Annotated in this window: 12 protein-coding genes and 1 pseudogene; 5 read left to right on the forward strand and 8 right to left on the reverse strand. The window is 67.6% G+C overall.

The window, feature by feature from the left end:
* Positions 1–95 precede the first annotated feature (95 nt).
* Both EHW97_RS01045 and EHW97_RS01050 read left to right on the forward strand, forming a co-directional pair.
* Positions 96–959 (forward strand): ABC transporter permease, encoded by an 864-nt coding sequence (locus EHW97_RS01045; protein ID WP_124235307.1) that lies wholly within the window; start codon positions 96–98, stop codon positions 957–959.
* Between the two features lie 181 nt (positions 960–1,140).
* Positions 1,141–1,731: pseudogene (locus EHW97_RS01050) on the forward strand (ABC transporter ATP-binding protein); the annotation flags it as partial.
* On the opposite strand, the gene EHW97_RS01055 reads toward EHW97_RS01050, so the two are convergent.
* Genes EHW97_RS01055 through EHW97_RS01070 form a run of 4 tightly spaced genes read right to left on the reverse strand, consistent with a single transcriptional unit; the run spans position 1,728 to position 6,178 of the window.
* On the reverse strand, positions 1,728–3,116 hold the full coding sequence (locus EHW97_RS01055) for a hypothetical protein (protein WP_124235308.1): 1,389 nt from the start codon (positions 3,114–3,116) through the stop codon (positions 1,728–1,730). The pseudogene EHW97_RS01050 and the gene EHW97_RS01055 overlap by 4 nt on opposite strands.
* Before the next feature lies 1 nt (position 3,117).
* The gene (locus EHW97_RS01060; RefSeq protein WP_124235309.1) at positions 3,118–4,035 is read right to left on the reverse strand and encodes a lysylphosphatidylglycerol synthase domain-containing protein; all 918 of its coding nucleotides are present in this window, start codon (positions 4,033–4,035) and stop codon (positions 3,118–3,120) included.
* Complete coding sequence (locus EHW97_RS01065) at positions 4,032–5,126, reverse strand: glycosyltransferase family 4 protein (RefSeq protein WP_124235310.1); 1,095 nt, start codon at positions 5,124–5,126, stop codon at positions 4,032–4,034. The genes EHW97_RS01060 and EHW97_RS01065 overlap by 4 nt, the downstream gene beginning before the upstream one ends.
* Positions 5,123–6,178, reverse strand: a complete 1,056-nt coding sequence (locus EHW97_RS01070; protein ID WP_124235311.1) for a glycosyltransferase family 2 protein — start codon at positions 6,176–6,178, stop codon at positions 5,123–5,125. Before EHW97_RS01070 ends, EHW97_RS01065 begins: the two co-directional genes overlap by 4 nt.
* Positions 6,179–6,340: 162 nt before the next feature.
* On the opposite strand from EHW97_RS01070, the gene EHW97_RS01075 reads away from it, so the two are divergent.
* Both EHW97_RS01075 and glf read left to right on the forward strand, forming a co-directional pair.
* Positions 6,341–8,191 carry an ArnT family glycosyltransferase gene (locus tag EHW97_RS01075; RefSeq protein ID WP_124235312.1) on the forward strand — a complete coding sequence of 617 codons (1,851 nt, stop codon included), beginning with the start codon at positions 6,341–6,343 and terminating at the stop codon, positions 8,189–8,191.
* Between the two features lie 76 nt (positions 8,192–8,267).
* Entirely contained in the window at positions 8,268–9,437 is a 1,170-nt protein-coding gene (glf, locus tag EHW97_RS01080) for a UDP-galactopyranose mutase (RefSeq protein ID WP_124235313.1), read from the forward strand.
* Positions 9,438–9,523: 86 nt separating this feature from the next.
* On the opposite strand, the gene EHW97_RS01085 is transcribed toward glf, so the two are convergent.
* Both EHW97_RS01085 and EHW97_RS01090 read right to left on the reverse strand, forming a co-directional pair.
* On the reverse strand, positions 9,524–10,243 hold the full coding sequence (locus tag EHW97_RS01085) for a class I SAM-dependent methyltransferase (protein WP_124235314.1): 720 nt from the start codon (positions 10,241–10,243) through the stop codon (positions 9,524–9,526).
* Positions 10,230–11,189, reverse strand: a complete 960-nt coding sequence (locus EHW97_RS01090; protein WP_166367339.1) for a lysylphosphatidylglycerol synthase transmembrane domain-containing protein — start codon at positions 11,187–11,189, stop codon at positions 10,230–10,232. Before EHW97_RS01090 ends, EHW97_RS01085 begins: the two co-directional genes overlap by 14 nt.
* A gap of 247 nt (positions 11,190–11,436) precedes the next feature.
* Between EHW97_RS01090 and EHW97_RS15220 the strand changes: the two genes are divergently transcribed.
* The gene (locus tag EHW97_RS15220; protein WP_166367340.1) at positions 11,437–13,266 is read left to right on the forward strand and encodes a glycosyltransferase family protein; all 1,830 of its coding nucleotides are present in this window, start codon (positions 11,437–11,439) and stop codon (positions 13,264–13,266) included.
* Between the two features lie 18 nt (positions 13,267–13,284).
* Here the strand turns inward: EHW97_RS15220 and EHW97_RS01100 are convergent, their stop codons facing one another.
* Together EHW97_RS01100 and EHW97_RS01105 are read right to left on the reverse strand one after the other, a co-directional pair.
* Positions 13,285–15,099 (reverse strand): glycosyltransferase, encoded by a 1,815-nt coding sequence (locus tag EHW97_RS01100; protein WP_208001812.1) that lies wholly within the window; start codon positions 15,097–15,099, stop codon positions 13,285–13,287.
* Positions 15,100–15,182: 83 nt separating this feature from the next.
* Positions 15,183–16,154 carry a glycosyltransferase gene (locus tag EHW97_RS01105; RefSeq protein ID WP_124235316.1) on the reverse strand — a complete coding sequence of 324 codons (972 nt, stop codon included), beginning with the start codon at positions 16,152–16,154 and terminating at the stop codon, positions 15,183–15,185.
* Positions 16,155–16,226 lie beyond the last annotated feature (72 nt).

Genomic DNA, 16,226 nt, shown 5'->3' on the forward strand with positions numbered 1-16,226 from the left:
GGTCTGGGGAGTGGCCGCCCGGCTTGCGATACTGGGTAGTATTCCCCAGGCGCATCCCGGGTACCTTGCCTGACACAGAAAGCCATCGAGAGCACGTGACGACCTCCGTAGACCTGACCGAGTATCGGCAGCCCGGCCGTGGCCGGGGACTGCTCGACGTCTTCAGCTGGCGGTACCTGCTGCGGCTCCTCGTCCGGCAAGGAACGCAGACCCGCTACCGCAACTCCGTGCTCGGCTGGACTTGGTCCTACGTCAAGCCCGCGGCGCAGTTCCTCGTGTTCTACATCGTGATGGGCGTGTTCTTGCAGTTCCATCGCGACATCGAGAACTTCGCGGTGTACCTCTTCGCCGGCATCGTGGTGGTCAACTTCTTCAACGAGGCCTTCGGCAACGCGACGCGGTCGATCGTCGACAACGGCGCGCTCGTGAAGAAGATCTATCTCCCGCGCGAGCTGTTCCCGATCGCGGCGATCCTCGTGGCCTTCATCCACTTCCTGCCGCAGGCCGCGATCCTGCTCGTGGTGTGCATCCTGCTCGGCTGGATGCCGAGTGTCGCCGGAATCTGCGGAATGCTGCTCGCGATCGCCATCGTCGCGGCGATCGCCCTCGGACTCGGGCTGTTCTTCGGCGCCCTCAACGTGGCATACCGCGACGCCCAGAACTTCGTCGAGCTGATCCAGTTGTTCTCGACGTGGTCGGTTCCCGTGCTCTACACCTGGCAGATGCCTGCCGCGCAGCTTCCCGACTGGCTGTTCGCGATCTACATGTCGAATCCGCTCGTCGTGGCCGTCGAGTTGTTCCACGAGGCGATGTGGCGGCCCACGACGTCGTCGGCGTTCCCGCCGGCGGAGGACATGCTGCTGCACGGTGGCGTGGCGATCGCGATCTGCATCGTCGCGCTCACCATCGGTCAGGCTGTCTTCCGCCGCTTCGAGCGTCGTTTCGCCCAGGAGCTCTGATTCCGTGACCCACGAGGCCGCCTCCCCCGAACAGTCCCTGAGCCCAGCGCGCAAGCCGAGCATCATCGTCGAGGGGGTCCGCAAGACCTTCCTGCTGCGCCGTTCCCACTCCTTCAAGGAGGCGGCGATCGGCTGGATCCGCGGCAAGGATGTGTGGTCCAAGAAGTTCCAGGCGATCGACGACGTGAGCTTCGTGATCGACGAGGGCGAGTCCGTCGCGATCCTCGGCTACAACGGTTCCGGCAAATCCACCATGCTGAAGATGATCTCGGGCGTGCTGGAACCGGATGCGGGGCGTGTCCTGGTCCGTGGCCGGCTCGCCGGCCTGATCGAAGTCGGCGCGGGGTTCCACCCGGATCTGTCCGGCCGAGAGAACGTCTACCTCAACGCCGCCATCCTCGGCATGAAGAAGCATGAGATCGACGCGCGCTTCGACGACATCGTCGAGTTCAGCGGCATCGAGCCGTTCATCGATCAAGAGGTCAAGCACTACTCGTCGGGCATGTTCATGCGGCTGGCCTTCTCGGTCGCGATCCACGCCGAGCTCGACATCCTGCTCGTCGACGAGATCCTCTCCGTCGGTGACGCCCCGTTCCGCGCCAAGTGTCAGGAGAAGATCCACTCCCTGGCCGAGGCGGGCAAGACGATGGTGATCGTGAGCCACGACCTGGAGATGGTGCGCGACCTGTGCGAGCGGGGCATCGTGATCCGGGAGGGGCGACAGATCTTCGACGGCCCGATCGAAGAGGCCCTGAAGAAGCTCGCCGGTTAGGCCGGCGCGAGCTGGTCCGCTGACGTGCGGCTCGATCGGTGCTGCACGTACAGGGTGAGGCACGCCAGGAGGGCGCCCACCGTGAGCATGGCGAACCCCGTCCAGACGACCGCGGGGTAGACCGGCGCCTGAGGCCGATCCCACACTCGCGCCAGCACGGCGTCGAACTCCGCTGCCGTCATCGCGAGCCGGGCCCCGAGCCACGCGAGGATCACCAGCCAGCGCAGCGGCGCGCGCCAGAGTGCGAGTGCGATCAGCGGCGCGACGAACGGCACCCATGCGAAGAAATAGCGCGGCAGGGCGGAGCCTGCTCCCGCGACGTGCTGGATCTGCATCGCGGCGACGACGGTGAACACCAGCAGTGCGATGACCAGCGCGAGCGGGTGGAAACCGGACCGCCGCGGCCGCAGGGCGATGAGCAGTCCGGCGAGCGCGGGAAGGACGAGCAGGACGAGAGTTCCGTACTGCGGCGCCAGCGTCCACGGCATGGCATCGATCGTGCTCGTCGCGAACTGCTGGAGCATGGTCGTCCAGAATTCGCTGTCGGACGCGACCTCGAGGAACGGGCGGGGGACGCGCGAGGTGTGAGCGACCGCCCAGTCGGGGTGTCTGCCCGAGAAGTTCCCCGTCAGTTGGAGATTGCGCACGTAGAACCATCCGCTCGCGACGAGCACCGCGCAGCCGGCGGCGAACGGCAGCGCGACGGCGCGAAGGAACGGTCGCTTCTCGCGCCACCACCGCTGGATCAGGAGCAGGACGAGCAGCACGAAGCACAGCGGGAGGAGTGAGATCCGGGTCAACGCGGCTGCACACAGCGCCAGGATGAAGCCGATCGTGTACCAGCGATGGGACGGTGAGCGGGTCATCGCCAGCAGGAACGCCGCGGCGAGCGTGATAGCGAGGGCGGCGAGGATGTCGTTGTAGACCGAACCGCCGAGGCGGATGAACCAGACCGAGGCACCGGTGACCACGGCCGCGAGCGTGCCCACAGCAGGAGTCCCCGGGAGGGCCAGTCGCCCGAACCAGCGCACGGCGAGCACCAGGGCCGCCGCGAGGCAGCACACGACCGCCCGGGCGGCGAGCCCGGCCGCGTCGACGTGACCGGCGTCCGCGAGCGGACCGACCACGGGGGCCAGCAGCAGATAGAACAGCGGCGGGTGGTGCGCCGTCCACTGCACCGGCGGATGCACCCCGGTCGTGTTGTCCAGGCTCAGGCCGTCCTCGAAGACGGGGAGCCGGCCCTGCCACACCTGGTAGGCGTAGTCGACATGGGCGGCCTCGTCACCGCTGGAGTACACCGGGGACACCGCCAGATAGGCGAGCGGACCCCCGAGCCCGATCAGCAGGAGGGCCAAGGTCTCCAGATGACGAGTCCAGGCGCGCACGTCAATTCCGCCGTCCGCTGAGCAGGCCCACGCCGGCATAGCCGAAGTCGCACAGCGTCAGCAGGAACCGGCTGAGCAGCACGAGGGTCAGCACCTGGCCGGTGTCGAGCCCGGCACCGGCGAGTCCGGCCGCGAGGATCGCTTCGCGCACGCCGACACCCGCGGGGGAGACGACCACCACGAAGCCCGCGACCCACGCCAGGGCGTAGCTCGCGGTACCGAGCAGCCAGGTGCGGACGGACAGGTCGAGTCCGAGGTCGACGGCGAGGAACCAGATGTGCAGTCCGGCGACCAGCCAGCCGAGGATCGCCCAGCCGGCTGCGCGAGCAAGCCCGCGCGACGTGAGCGCGTGCTCGAGCGCGGGACGTCGCGTCACGGTCAGTAGGAGGCCGATCAGACGGTTCATGACGGGCGGCAGCAGCATCACGAGGAGTACCGGGGCCAGGACGAGGAGCCATTCCCATCGTTGCAGAGCGGCGGCGGGGGAGAGCACGAACGCCAGGGTGCCGAGCGCGAGACCCGTCATGAGCGACACGAGGACACTGACCGCCATAGCGCTCACCGAGCGGCGGCGCGGGATCTGGTGCTCCGCGCCGAGCTCGGCCGCGGCGAGGAAGTTCCACACTCCACCCGGGATGTACTTGCCGATCTGGCTGACGCCGAACATTCGCACCGAGACGGGAACGCTGAGGGGAGACCCGAGATCGCGCAGGACGGCCCGCCAGGACAGCATCGTGCACCAGATATAGACGATGCTGGCAAGCACGGAGCCGACGATCGCCGGCCAGTGCAGCTGCTGGATCGCCACGCCGATCTCGTCCCAGTTCCGGGCCACGGCGACCGCTCCGAGAACGATCGCCACGGCGAGGAACGCCCATTTCACGGCGGGGGACCGCAGCGCGGTCAGCACTGCGCTCATGCGGCGAGGGACCTCAGGGCGGCTTCGAGTGGTTCGACGACCCGCTCGGCACGGAAGGAGGCCCCCTTGGCGGCGCACGCGGCACGCGCGCGTTGCAGGGTCTCACGGTCGCGGGCGATCGCGACGAGAGCGTCGGCGAGCGCTCGGGAGTCCGCCGGCGGCACGAGGACGCCGTCATCGCCCAGTGCGCGCCGCTGCGGCGGCGTGTCGCTGGTGATGACGGCGCAGCCCGCCGCGAGGCCTTCGTACACCTTGTTCGGCACGACGCGGCGCGCCTTGTGGGAGTCGCCGAAAATCCCCAGGCACACGTCGTGCCGGGCGACGAGGCCGGGAAGATCGGCCGGATCGACCCAGTCCACCCACGTGACGGCCTCGTCGTCGGCCAGGATGCGTCGTGCTTCGGGGTAGTCCTGACCGGTGCCGACCATGGTGACCTGGAGTTCGGGCAGTCGTTGGCGGGCCGATCGGACCGCCTCGGCGATGACCGGCGCGCCCTGCAGCGGCGTGAACAGGCCGAAGAACACCGCGCTGGGCGAGGCGTCCTGCGAGGCGTCGTGTCCGGCCGCGTACCACTCGCTCGTGGCGCCGACGGGGACGACCAGCCCGCGGATGCGACGGGGAAGCAGCGCGCGATGCTCCTCGGTGTCGACGACGGCGAGGTCGCAGCATGCGAGCGCGAGCCGGTCGAGCAGGCCGAGCAAGCGCACGCGAAGTCCACGCGCTCCGCGGTCCTGAGCGGTGTCGGCGGCGAAGATGAGGTGATCGAGGACGATCGGCGTGCGGGGGAACAGCAGCCGGGCGAGGACGACGTCGAAGTGACCGAGATAGCCCACGATCACGACATCGGGCCGGTGCGACCGCGCCGTACGCCGAGACGCCACCGCGAGCGACGTCCAGCGCGCGAGGAGCCGCAGAACGAGCAGCGGCAGCCGCCACGGCTGCTGGAGCATCGTCACCCGCTCAGCGGTGGACAGACCGAGCGGCCGGTTGGCCTCCGCGACGTCGTGGCCGCGCTGGCGCAAGCCGTCGAGCAGGATGCCGACGCGCGGATGCTTGGCCCGTTCGTACGTGCCGAAACCGAGGACTCTCAACGCCAGTGCTCGCTGCTGGTCTTCACCGGCGGCTGCAGCTGGTCGTCCTCGATGCTGCGGGCGAGCGGGGAGTCGGTCTCGTCCGCCTCGGGCACGGGCGGCAGAAGCCGCTCGGGGGAGTATTGGAGTCTCTTGATGCGTTCGAGCGACTCCTCGATGAGGGTGCGGTTGGTCGCCAACAGGTCGGAGATGACCAGGAGCGCGAACGACAGCAGGGCGCCGACGAGCATCGCCGTCCCGAAGATCAGGGACTGGATGTGGCCGCCGCCTTCGCCACTGACGAAGTAGTAGAGGAATCGGACGAACGGGATCATGGCCGCGACGAAGAACAGCATGGCCAGCGTCAGGAACACCGTGTGCGGCTTGAACATGATGTAGCTGCGCATGATGGCCTGACCAGACTTGGCCATGTGCTGGAAGATGTTCGCGAACAGCCGCGATTCGCGCGTCTTCGGGTTGGTCGTGATCGGGACGCTCTCGATCCGCAACCGCTTGTTGCCCGCCTGGATGATCGTCTCCATGCAGTAGCTGAACTGCGTGATGATGTTGAGCCGGATCAGCGACTCGCGGGTGTACGCGCGAAAACCGCTCGCCGCGTCGGGGAGCTCGGTGCCGGCCGCCTTGTTGACGACCTGGCTTCCGACGGCCTGCATGAACTTCTTGAAGGCCGAGAAGTGCGCGATGGTCTTGGTCTGCCGGTCGCCGATGACGATGTCGGCACGGCCCTCGAGGATCGGCTGGACGAGGTCGCCGATCCGCTCCTGCGGGTACTGGTTGTCGCCGTCGGTGTTGATGACGACGTCGGCGCCGTGCTGAAGCGCGTAGTCGACGCCGTCGCGGAAGGATCGCGCCAGGCCCATGTTGCGCGTGTGCTGCACGAAGTGCCGTACGCCGTGCTCGCGGGCGACCTCCACCGTGCGGTCGGTCGACCCGTCGTCGATGACCAGCACCTCCAACTCGTCGACGCCGGGGATCGACTCGGGAATCGTCTCCAGCACCGCCGGGAGGGTCGACTCCTCGTTGAGGCAGGGAATCTGTACGAAAACGCGCATGTCTACTTTCGAGTGAGCTCGGGGATCGACGCGTGCTACGCCTCGGACATGGTAACCGAGGCGAAAAGAGCTGAGGTCCCGTTGACGGGCCGACGAGGCCCGAACGTCTAGGCTGGGTCCTCGGCACACGCCCGACCGAGGCCAGGAGGCTCCCTCCACATCATGAGCACGCGAGAACGTCACGCCACCGGCGCCGAGCCGGGGGGTGCGGCGGACGCACCCCAGCAGGGGGCGCCGCCACGCGACGATCGACGGTCCTGGTGGATGTTCTCCGCGATCCTGGCGGTCATCGCCGCAGCAGGAACGCACATCACGGTGGCATGGAGTGCGCGTTCGCCCTCGTTCCCGTTCGATGAGATCACGTACCTGCAGATGGCACGGCTGATCGCCGGAGATCCTCCGGCCGGTCCCGTCGACAGCGGCGGGTACTACCCGGGGTGGTCGGCCGTCATCGCCCCGGTGTGGTGGGTGACGCAGGACCCGCTCACGGTGTACCGAGCCTCGATCGCGATCGCCGTCGTGCTGGCGGTGCTGACCATCTGGCCGCTCTCGACCCTGGTGCGTCGGTGGGGGCTGACCTGGCCTCAGGCCGTGACCGTCGCGGCAGTGGTGATGTGCCTCCCGAGCCGCGCACTGCAGTCGGACTACGTGCTCAGCGAGAGCCTGCTGATGCTCCTCGTGGTCTGCGCCGTCCTGGCCGGAATGCGGCTCTGGGAACGCCCGAGCGTCGCCCGGGCGCTGCTGCTCTCGACAGTGGTCGCGCTCGCGTATCTCACGCACGCCCGGGTTCTTCCGTTCGTCCTCGCGGCCGGCATCTGGCTGCTGTTCTTCTTCCGCCGCTCCTGGCTCCCGGCGCTGTGCGGGCTCGTATCCCTGGCGGGTCTCAGTTGGGGTGTCGGCGAGCTCGCGACGGCGCTGAACGATCGACTGGTCGAAGGCGCGTTCGCCCAGACCGAGGGGTTCACCCAGAACCTCGAGACGACGACGGCCGGGTTGCTGGCGGTCGCGGGGTCGGGTCAAGTCTGGTACCAGCTCGTCGCGTCGTTCGGCGTCGTCGCCCTCGGTGCGATCGCGGTCGTCGTGGGGGTGGCGCGCGATCTGCGGCACTGGATGGTCGGACCCGCGGGGTTGGTTCTCGGCGTGGTCCTCGCGATGGTGCTGCTGTCGATCCTGGCGTGGTCCGGAGAAGCCAACCTGTACCTGAACGAATGGCGTCGTCTCGATGCCTGGCTGTACGGGCGCTACGCCGATCCCTTCACGGCGGTGGTCGTCGCGATCGGTCTGGCCGTGATCGTACGGGGGGCGTCCTGGAAGGTCCTGGTGAGCAGCGCGGTGGCGGCCGCGGGTGTGCTCGCTGTCGTGCTCGTCAAGGTCGCGCCCCTCGCACCCACTTGGGGCTTCATCACCCCGGCGCACATCCCCGGCGTGATGCCGTGGTGGTGGTTGCTGCCGGACGAGCCGTTCGCGCCCGGACTGCTGCCGTCGTTCACCAACGAGAACCGGTTCTGGCTGGTCGCCTCCCTGTCGGTCGTCGTCGGTCTGGGGCTTGCCATGGTCCTGCGGCGCCGCCCGCTGGCGTTCATGGCGATCTTCGCCGTGGCGGCGGTGACGGCCAGCGTGGTCGCCAACGAGGCCTCCGGCGGCTTCCAGGCCCGCGAGGGCGGACAGCCCGGCATGGTCCAGACGCTGCAGGAGGTCGAGCGAGTCGCCGGAACGCCCATCGACGAGGTCGACTTCGACCGCGAGTGCCGCGTCCCGGGGAACCTGTCGCCCGAAGCGCAGAATCTCCTCGGGTTCTGGCTGAGCCCCCGCGACTTCGAGGTCGTCTGGCCGTCGAAGGAGGACTTCACCGCCGATCTGGTCGTCTCCTGTCAGGAATGGCCCGAGGCCGAGGCTCTCGGGGCGAGGGCGGTGCGGGGCGGCCGCGATTACGGCAGCCAGCTCTGGGTGCTCCCCGGTGAACTGCAGGACCGCCTCGATCGCGCCGGACTTCTCACCGCGCCGACCAACTGACGCGGGCCGATTTCGGCTCGCACGCCTACGTTAGACTGACGCGGTTCGTCCCTCGACAAGACTGGAGTGCGCACTGATGCAAGCTGACCTCGTGGTCGTCGGATCGGGCTTCTACGGCCTGACGATCGCCGATCGGGCCGCCGATGAACTGGGACTGAAGGTCCTCGTCGTCGAGCGTCGTGAGCACATCGGTGGCAATGCCTACAGTGAGGACGATCCGGACACCGGGATCGAGGTGCACCGCTACGGCGCGCACCTGTTCCACACCTCCAACGAGCAGGTCTGGGAGTACGTCAACCGCTTCACGAGCTTCACGAACTACCAGCACCGCGTCTACACGAACCACCGCGGCGTTGTGTACCCCTTGCCGATCAACCTCGGCACCATCAACCAGTTCTTCGGGGCGGCGTACTCGCCGGCCGAGGCCCGCCAGCTGATCGCCTCGCAGGCGGAGGAGTTCGACACCGCCAGCGCGAGCAACCTCGAGGAGAAGGCGATCTCGCTCATCGGACGACCGCTCTACGAGGCGTTCATCCGCGACTACACCGCCAAGCAGTGGCAGACCGATCCCACAGAGTTGCCCGCCGAGATCATCACCCGGCTTCCCGTGCGCTACACCTACGACAACCGGTACTTCAACGACCGCCACGAGGGTCTGCCGGTCGACGGTTACACGGCGTGGCTGGAGCGCATGGCCGACCACCCGAACATCGAGATCCGGCTCGACTCGGATTTCTTCGATGCGTCGCAGCCGGTGAACAAGGGCTCCGTCGTGGGCCAGGTGCCGGTCGTCTACACCGGTCCCGTCGATCGCTACTTCGACTACGCCGAGGGTGCGTTGTCGTGGCGAACCCTGGATTTCGAGCGCGAGGTCGTGGACGTTCCCGACTTCCAGGGCACCTCGGTCATGAACTATGCCGACCGTGACGTGCCGTTCACGCGCATCCACGAGTTCCGTCACTTCCACCCCGAGCGGGCGGACCGTTACCCCAACGACAAGACCGTCGTCATGCGCGAGTTCTCGCGGTTCGCGGAGTCCGGCGACGAGCCGTACTACCCGATCAACACGGCAGCGGACCGCGAGGGCCTGCTCAAGTACCGCGAGCTGCAGAAGGGTGAAGACCGGGTGCATTTCGGCGGCCGCCTGGGCACCTACCAGTACCTCGACATGCACATGGCGATCGGCTCCGCGCTGTCGGCGTTCCGCAACACGATCGCGCCGATGTTCGGACGCAGCGAAGCCTGACCGCTCCAGTGACAGGAGAAGGGCGCACCCGCGATCGGGTGCGCCCTTCTCCTGTCACTGGACCTTCATCCGCGTGCTGTCCCGGATCAGCGGACGATGAGTGAGGTCTGATCCGGATAAGGAAGGGTGGGCGTCAACCCTGGTAGACGCCGCTCCTGCACCTGGGCCGCACGGATCGCGCGACGGTAGCGTGCACGGCGACTGTTGTCGAAAACGATGAGCCCGTCCGGGGCGAGTCGTTCCAAGGCGATGGTCAGACACGCCTCCCGTGCGCGGCCGTCGATGACGATGAGATCGAACTCCCCTGGGACGTTCTCGATCGAACGGACGTAGGCGGTGAAGTCGAGGCCGCCGTGGCCTTCCTTGGCGGAGGGCGTGACCACCACGTCCGAGGTGATCGGTTCGACGATCTGCATGGCGCTGTTGCCACGGGCATCGAAAGCCGTGCGCATCCCCTCGGCGAATCCACGATGGTGCTCGACGGTGAAGACCTCGTCGGCCCGGCGGGAGAGCCACAACGTGCTCGCGCCCGAGCCGTACTCGAACACCCGGACGGGCGACCGTCGAGCTGACAGCCACGCTTCGGTGATGTCGATCGCGCGGTATGTCCACCAGGGCACATCGAGTTCAGCCATCGCCAGCGAGTCGTGAACGCGCGTGAGGCTGAACGCCCAGTGCTTGAGGCGATGGTCACGCGACGGTGGTGTCTCTCCGAGCACACCGACGGCGGTGAGTGCTCGACCGAGTCGCCGAGCACCGACTGCGTAGCTCGACTTCGCCTGCGTCAGCAGATCAGCACTTCTCATCTGGCGTCTCCTGGGACTCTGCGTTGTCGAGAAAGTGTCTCAGATCACGTGAGCCGACCCGCCGACTGATCCCCGCGAGTCCGACGAGCCCACCGATTCCGTCCGCGATCATGAGAGCAACGCGCGAAACGAGAGCGATCGCTGCAGCCGGACCGGCGCTGAGGCCGGCGAGCGCGATAAAGACGACTTCCCGTACTCCGGCACCTGCGGGGACCGGAAACAGTAGGAAACCGAGGATCCACGCCGTCACGGCCGCAAAGGCCACGTCAGGAAAGCGGCCAGGGAACGCCAACGCTTGCGCGATGCACCAGGCCGCTCCTCCCAGGAGCAACCACGCAGGGATGCCCCAGACGATGAGCGCGATCATCTGACCCCATCGCGCGGGATGGAGATCCAGCTTTCCTCCCGTGGCCCTGCGACCGAGAGCGAGGATGCGGCCGAACGGCACGGGGTGGACGATGCCGACTCCCAGCGGGACCAGGACGACCGTGACGACATACCACCCAGGATCGCCGCCCCCGACGAACACCCACGGGATGAGCGCCGCACACACGAAAGCCGCGCTCAAGCACATCGTTCCGTATGAGACCAACGTGGTCCCGTACGCCACGGATCGCGGTACCCCAGCGAGGCGGTACGCGAGCTCTCCACGACCGAGGACCGCCCACACTCCGCCGGGAACGTACTTGCCGAGTTCCCCAGCGAAGTACCAGGAGATCGTGGCGCCCAGCGGCGTCCGGTGACCGAAGACGGCCAAGCACCGCTGCCAGAGCACACCCAGCGAGGCCATCGATGCGCCACTCAGCGCGAGGGCTGCCACAAGCCAACGCACATCCGCTCGACGGACCGCGGTCGAGATGTCGGCCCACTCCTGAACGATGGCGCGGATGCACAGCGTCAACGCGAGAACGCCGAGGACGATGCCACCGATCCGCACCAGCTTCATCGATCGAGGACGACGATCATCCGCCGTCATCCCTGTCCACTCCTGACAACCCGTCGTCTCGGGTAGCGAAGCGCTCGTCTCATTCGGTCGAACCACCAGGCGTGTCGGAAGCGGGGCGGGCGAGCGTCACTCTACGCGACGGCGGCGGCGTGTCGGACCCTCATGGGGAGCGGAGCATCCGGACCTTAGACTGGGCGCGCCCAGGACGACGCGCTGCGACGCGGGGCGGAGAGGAGCGCCGGCTGCCGTGCACACCGTAGATGACCTTCCTCCGACACACGAGGCAGCCGTCGCGCCCTCGCCTCCTGGTTCAGGCGTCTGGCGGGCCTTGGCCGTCGTCGCGGTCGCAGCGGCCGCGGCAGCACATGCGTGGGTCGCACGCGGCGCTCGTCATCCCTCGTTCCCGTTCGACGAGATCATGATGTTGCAGATGTCGTGGTCGATCTCCGGCGGGGAGCCGCCTTATGTCGTCGGGGCCGGCTACTATCCCGGATGGTCGTTCGTCATGGCGCCGCTCTGGTGGATCACGGACGACCCGATGGTGGTGTATCGAGCCGCGATCTGGCTCGGCGTCGTCGTCTCACTCGTGACGATCCTTCCGCTCGGTCGGGTGATCGAGCGCTTCGGCCTGACGCGACCTCAGGCGGTCGTCGTGGCATCGATCGTGGTCGCGCTCCCGGCTCGGGCGATCCAATCGGACTACCTCTTGAGCGAGCGGCTGCTCTTCCTGTTCGTCGTACTGTCCGCGTTGGCCGTCATGAGGGTGACGGAGCGCCCCACCGTGTTCCGCGCCGTCGCCGTGTCTGCTGCGCTGGCGTTCACGCTCTTCACTCATGCCCGCGTCCTGCCGGTGCTTCTGGCGGCCGCGATCTGGATGGGCCTCTTCGCCGTACGGCATCGGCGCGTTGGCATCGCTGGCCTGGTGAGCCTCGTCGCGTTCGGCGTGGTCACGCATTACGGCACCCGGGCGCTCATCGTGACGTTGCTCGGCAAGGAGTTCACCCAGGACGAGCACCTCGGCGAGCTTCTCGCGTCCGTCACATCGTCGTCGGTGTCTCAAGCGGCCCTCGGTCAAGCGTGGTACCAACTGGTGGCGTCCTTCGGGGCGATCGCGCTCGGCGTGGTGGTCCTCGTGGCGGTCGTGTGGCGAGAACTTGTGGTTCAGCGTGTGCGAGCCGGTTGGGGCACGTACCTGTTCGGGACGACGACCGCCATCTTCCTCGTCTCGTCGCTTCGATGGGCCGACCCCTGGTGGCGCGAGGAGAACCCGTGGGTACGACTCGATGTCTGGGTGTACGGCCGCTACATCGATCCGTTCGCTGCGCTCGTCGTCGCTCTCGGCGTCGCGGCGCTCGTTGCCGGTCTTCGTCTGCGCACCCTCGGCGTGTCCCTCGGCGTGTCCGCAGCGGTGGTCGTGCCCACCGTTCTGTGGGTCGCGCCGCAGGCGCCCACCTGGGGGTTCGTCACGCCCGCGCATATTCCGGGCATCCTCCCCTGGACATGGTTGTTGCCCGATCACGACTGGGCGCGGGACGTGTGGGTCTGGCCCACTCTGGTCAACGAGAACAGATTCTGGCTCGTGGCGTCGCTGGCGGTCCTTGTCGCTCTGGCGATCGCGGCCGGAGTCCGACGACATCCGCGCGTCGTCGCGACTGCGGCGCTCGCCGTGGCGGTGGCTTCGACCGTCGTGGCGAACCGCGCATCGGACGTCTTCCACGACGAGCAAGGGAGATCACCCGAAGGACTGGAGGTGGTCGACCGACTGCGAGCGTTGGACGAGGACCTCGTCATTGGATTCGACAAGACGTGTCCGGAGCGCCCACGAAGCGCGCGTCCCAGTAGCGAGAACTACCTGGGCTACTACATGCTGCCGTCTACGGTCCACTTCTTCGCGCCGCCCGACGAGCCGATCGTGGGCGACGTGGTGATCGCCTGTGAAACCTGGGAGCTGGGCGCGCAGGCCGGAGCCCGTCGCATCGAGGGATTCAGTTATCCGTTCAGTCGGCTCTGGGTGATGCCGGGAGCACTCCAGAACGAACTGGACGAACGAGGCCTGCTCGACGACGCCGGACAGTGATCCTCCACCGCCAAGCCTTCATCCGCCGGGATTCAGGGTCTTTCGCCACATCTCGGGGGACGTGATGTCGGCCATGGCGGCGCGGTACTCCTGCGCGAGGCGATTCCAGTTCTTCTCGACCTCGTGCAGTGCCGCTCGGTTGCGGCGGAACTGCACGCGGAAGAACTCGCGGTCGCGGCGGTAGATCACCGCGGAGGTGCGCTGCGCGTCGGTCACGACCGCGGACTCGTAGCGCGGCATCCGCCACCAGGTCGCGTCGCGGCGCACGAGCTCGACCTGCGGCTCGGCGTCCTGCGGCTCCGACGGCATCGACCAGTGACGTGCGAAGTGGCGCGCCGTGAAGGCCGGCAGCATCGGGCGCAACGGGGGAGCGTCGATCTCGATGTCGAAGGTCAGACGACCTTCCCGCGAGAAGGGGATGTCCTGAGGAGCGTTGTGCACCTGGTTCTCGACGAAGCGGCCACGTTCGGCCCGCAGCTCGCCCAGGATCGTGCTGATCTCCTCGTGCAGATGCTCGGGACCGCGCAGCACGTCGCGGTAGGCCCGCTCGCGGATATGGGCGGCGTAGTACTCCATGCACAGCAGGTGCTTGACGTCGATGCGGCCGAGGTTGGAGAACAACCGGCCGCCGGACGGATAGTCCGAATGCACGAGCGCGGCGATGAGTCGGTTGCGCGCGTGGAAATAGGCCTGCCAGTCGCGGGAGTCGTCCTTGTCGACCCAGGAGACGTGCCACAGCGCGCTGCCGGGCAGGGAGACCGTCGGGACGCCGATCGCCCGGGCGCGGACCGAGTACTCGGCATCGTCCCACTTGATGAAGACCGGCAGCGACAAGCCGATGCGCTTGATCGCCTCGACCGGAATGAGGCACATCCACCAGCCGGTGTAGTCAGCGTCGTCGCGGCGATGCGTCCAGGGGGTCGCGCGCAGGTTGCGTTCGCGGAAGTTGTGGCGCGAGTGAGCCGGCGGACCGGGACGCCACATGAAGTACTTGAGGTCGAGGATCTCGGCCCAGGCGTGCAACACCGACGGGTTGAGCAGATCGAACATGTGGCCGCCCACGATCGTCGGTCGCGTGGTGAACCGGCCGAACTGCACGATGCGGTAGATGGCCTCGGGCTCGATCTCCACGTCGTCGTCGAGCAAGAGGGTGAAGTCGCTCGCGCCCGCGTCGAGCGTCTCGAGCATCGCGCGCGAGAACCCGCCCGAACCACCGAGGTTGGCCTGATCGATGACCTGCAGCTGCGAGGACAGCTGTGCTGCCGCGTCCGCGAAACCGGGCTCGTCGGCGACCTTCGCCGTGCCCTGGTCGACGAGGTAGATGGTGTCGAGGACGGAGAGGGCGGTCGGAGCGTCAGCCAGGGCGCGGAGGGTGTCGACGCAGTAGTCGGGCTTGTTGAACGTCGTGATACCGATCGACGCCTTGCCCTGCGTGCGAGGGGTCGCCTCCGTCGACCAGGTGGCGCCGACGAGCTCGATCGGGGTGCCGGTGTCGGCCGGCAGGAGATCGAACCAGAACCAGCCCCCGTCGTTGTGCCCCTGAAGGGAGAGGTCCACGCGGGTCGTGTGGCGGCCCGAGAGCGTCTCGGTGTGGGTCACTCGGGACTGCGAGCTCGCGTCGGAGGTGAAGACCTCGAGTGTGCCCTCGCCCTGCGTCTCGACCGTCAAGGTCACCTGCTGGACGTTCGTCCACTGACTCCAGTAACCCGCCGGGAAGGCGTTGAAGTACGTGGCGTAGGAGACGCGCTTGGGCGCGCCGGTGTGGTCGACGTACAGCGCCGAGAGGTCACGGTCGTCGGTCGGTCCCGGTACGACGTGGGCCAGCACAGTCACGAGGCATCAACTTCCTTGCAGATCGAGGGCCGCAACGGAGCGAGCGTACTGGGATGACCCAACGCCCCCCGTCGCTGGTTGAGTCAATTCTCGCCTGTCCCGGGCGAGGTGCTGAGGGCGGGCATGGGTCGCCACGATCGGTCGCGCCAGATGGTCCGTCCGTCGCGCCACCCCTTGACCAGCACGCCGACCCCCTTGAGGCTGCGTTCGACGGCGACGAGCCGGAAGACCTCCTTGGCGAAGGTCAGGGCGGTGCCGAGAGCGAACCCGACCCGGTTCAACTGCCCGTGCTCGGCGAAGTACCGGCCGACGTAGGCGCGATTGCGCATGACGTGGTACTTGGCCAAGGGACTCGAGTCGTTGAGGTGGCGCAGGCCGAGGTTGATCTGGCGCTGCTCGCGTTTGCGCTTGAGGACGAACGCGTCGACGTACGCCACCTGCGTGTAGCGCGAGGCGAGCCACGCGTAGACCGCGTCGTCCCAGGAGATGAAGAATCGGGGGTCGGGCAGCCCGATGCGGCGCACGATGTCGGCGCGGATGAGCATGCCCTCGAACGTTCCGGAGTTCGTGATCGCGTACCCCTCGGGGTTGAACGCCTTGCTCGTGTAGGGCAGCGGCACGCCGAGGAACTGGTTGAACTTCGCCTGCCAGAAGAACGGCGAGCCGTCGACGTCGTAACGGCGCCCGTGCAGCACCGCGAAGCGCTCCATCCACGGGGCGAAACGTTCGAGCGCCTCGGGGAGGATCTCGACGTCGTCGTCCATGAGCCAGACCCACTCGGCACCGTGATCGAGGGCGACGCGTGTGCCCTCGCTGAAGCCGCCCGCGCCGCCGGTGTTGATGTCGAGACGGTGGTTGACGAGGACGCCGTCGGCGAAACGGTCGCGGTACGACTCGATGATCGCGGGGGTGTCGTCGGTACTCGCGTTGTCGACGACCACCACCCGGAACGGCTGCGTCTCCAAGCGAGCCGCGCTGTCGAGCAGCTCGGCGAGGAGGGCCGATCGGTTGAAGGTGACGATGGCGATGGCCAGCCGGTCGGTCGTCGAGGTCACCGCATCAGGGTAGCGGTGCGGCCGAACGCCGCGTCTGATCGCCGTCTGCGCCCCGCACGCGGTACGGTCGTG

Source organism: Aeromicrobium camelliae, from assembly GCF_003850045.1.
Lineage (GTDB): Bacteria > Actinomycetota > Actinomycetes > Propionibacteriales > Nocardioidaceae > Aeromicrobium > Aeromicrobium camelliae.

What these genes read in the sequence shown, in the direction of transcription:
- EHW97_RS01060 (WP_124235309.1), bottom strand. Translation starts at nt 4,035, where the DNA reads ATGAGCGCAGTGCTGACCGCGCTGCGGTCCCCCGCCGTGAAATGGGCG.
- EHW97_RS01070 (WP_124235311.1), bottom strand. Translation starts at nt 6,178, where the DNA reads ATGCGCGTTTTCGTACAGATTCCCTGCCTCAACGAGGAGTCGACCCTC.
- EHW97_RS01075 (WP_124235312.1), top strand. Translation starts at nt 6,341, where the DNA reads ATGAGCACGCGAGAACGTCACGCCACCGGCGCCGAGCCGGGGGGTGCG.
- glf (WP_124235313.1), top strand. Translation starts at nt 8,268, where the DNA reads ATGCAAGCTGACCTCGTGGTCGTCGGATCGGGCTTCTACGGCCTGACG.
- EHW97_RS01085 (WP_124235314.1), bottom strand. Translation starts at nt 10,243, where the DNA reads ATGAGAAGTGCTGATCTGCTGACGCAGGCGAAGTCGAGCTACGCAGTC.
- EHW97_RS01090 (WP_166367339.1), bottom strand. Translation starts at nt 11,189, where the DNA reads ATGAAGCTGGTGCGGATCGGTGGCATCGTCCTCGGCGTTCTCGCGTTG.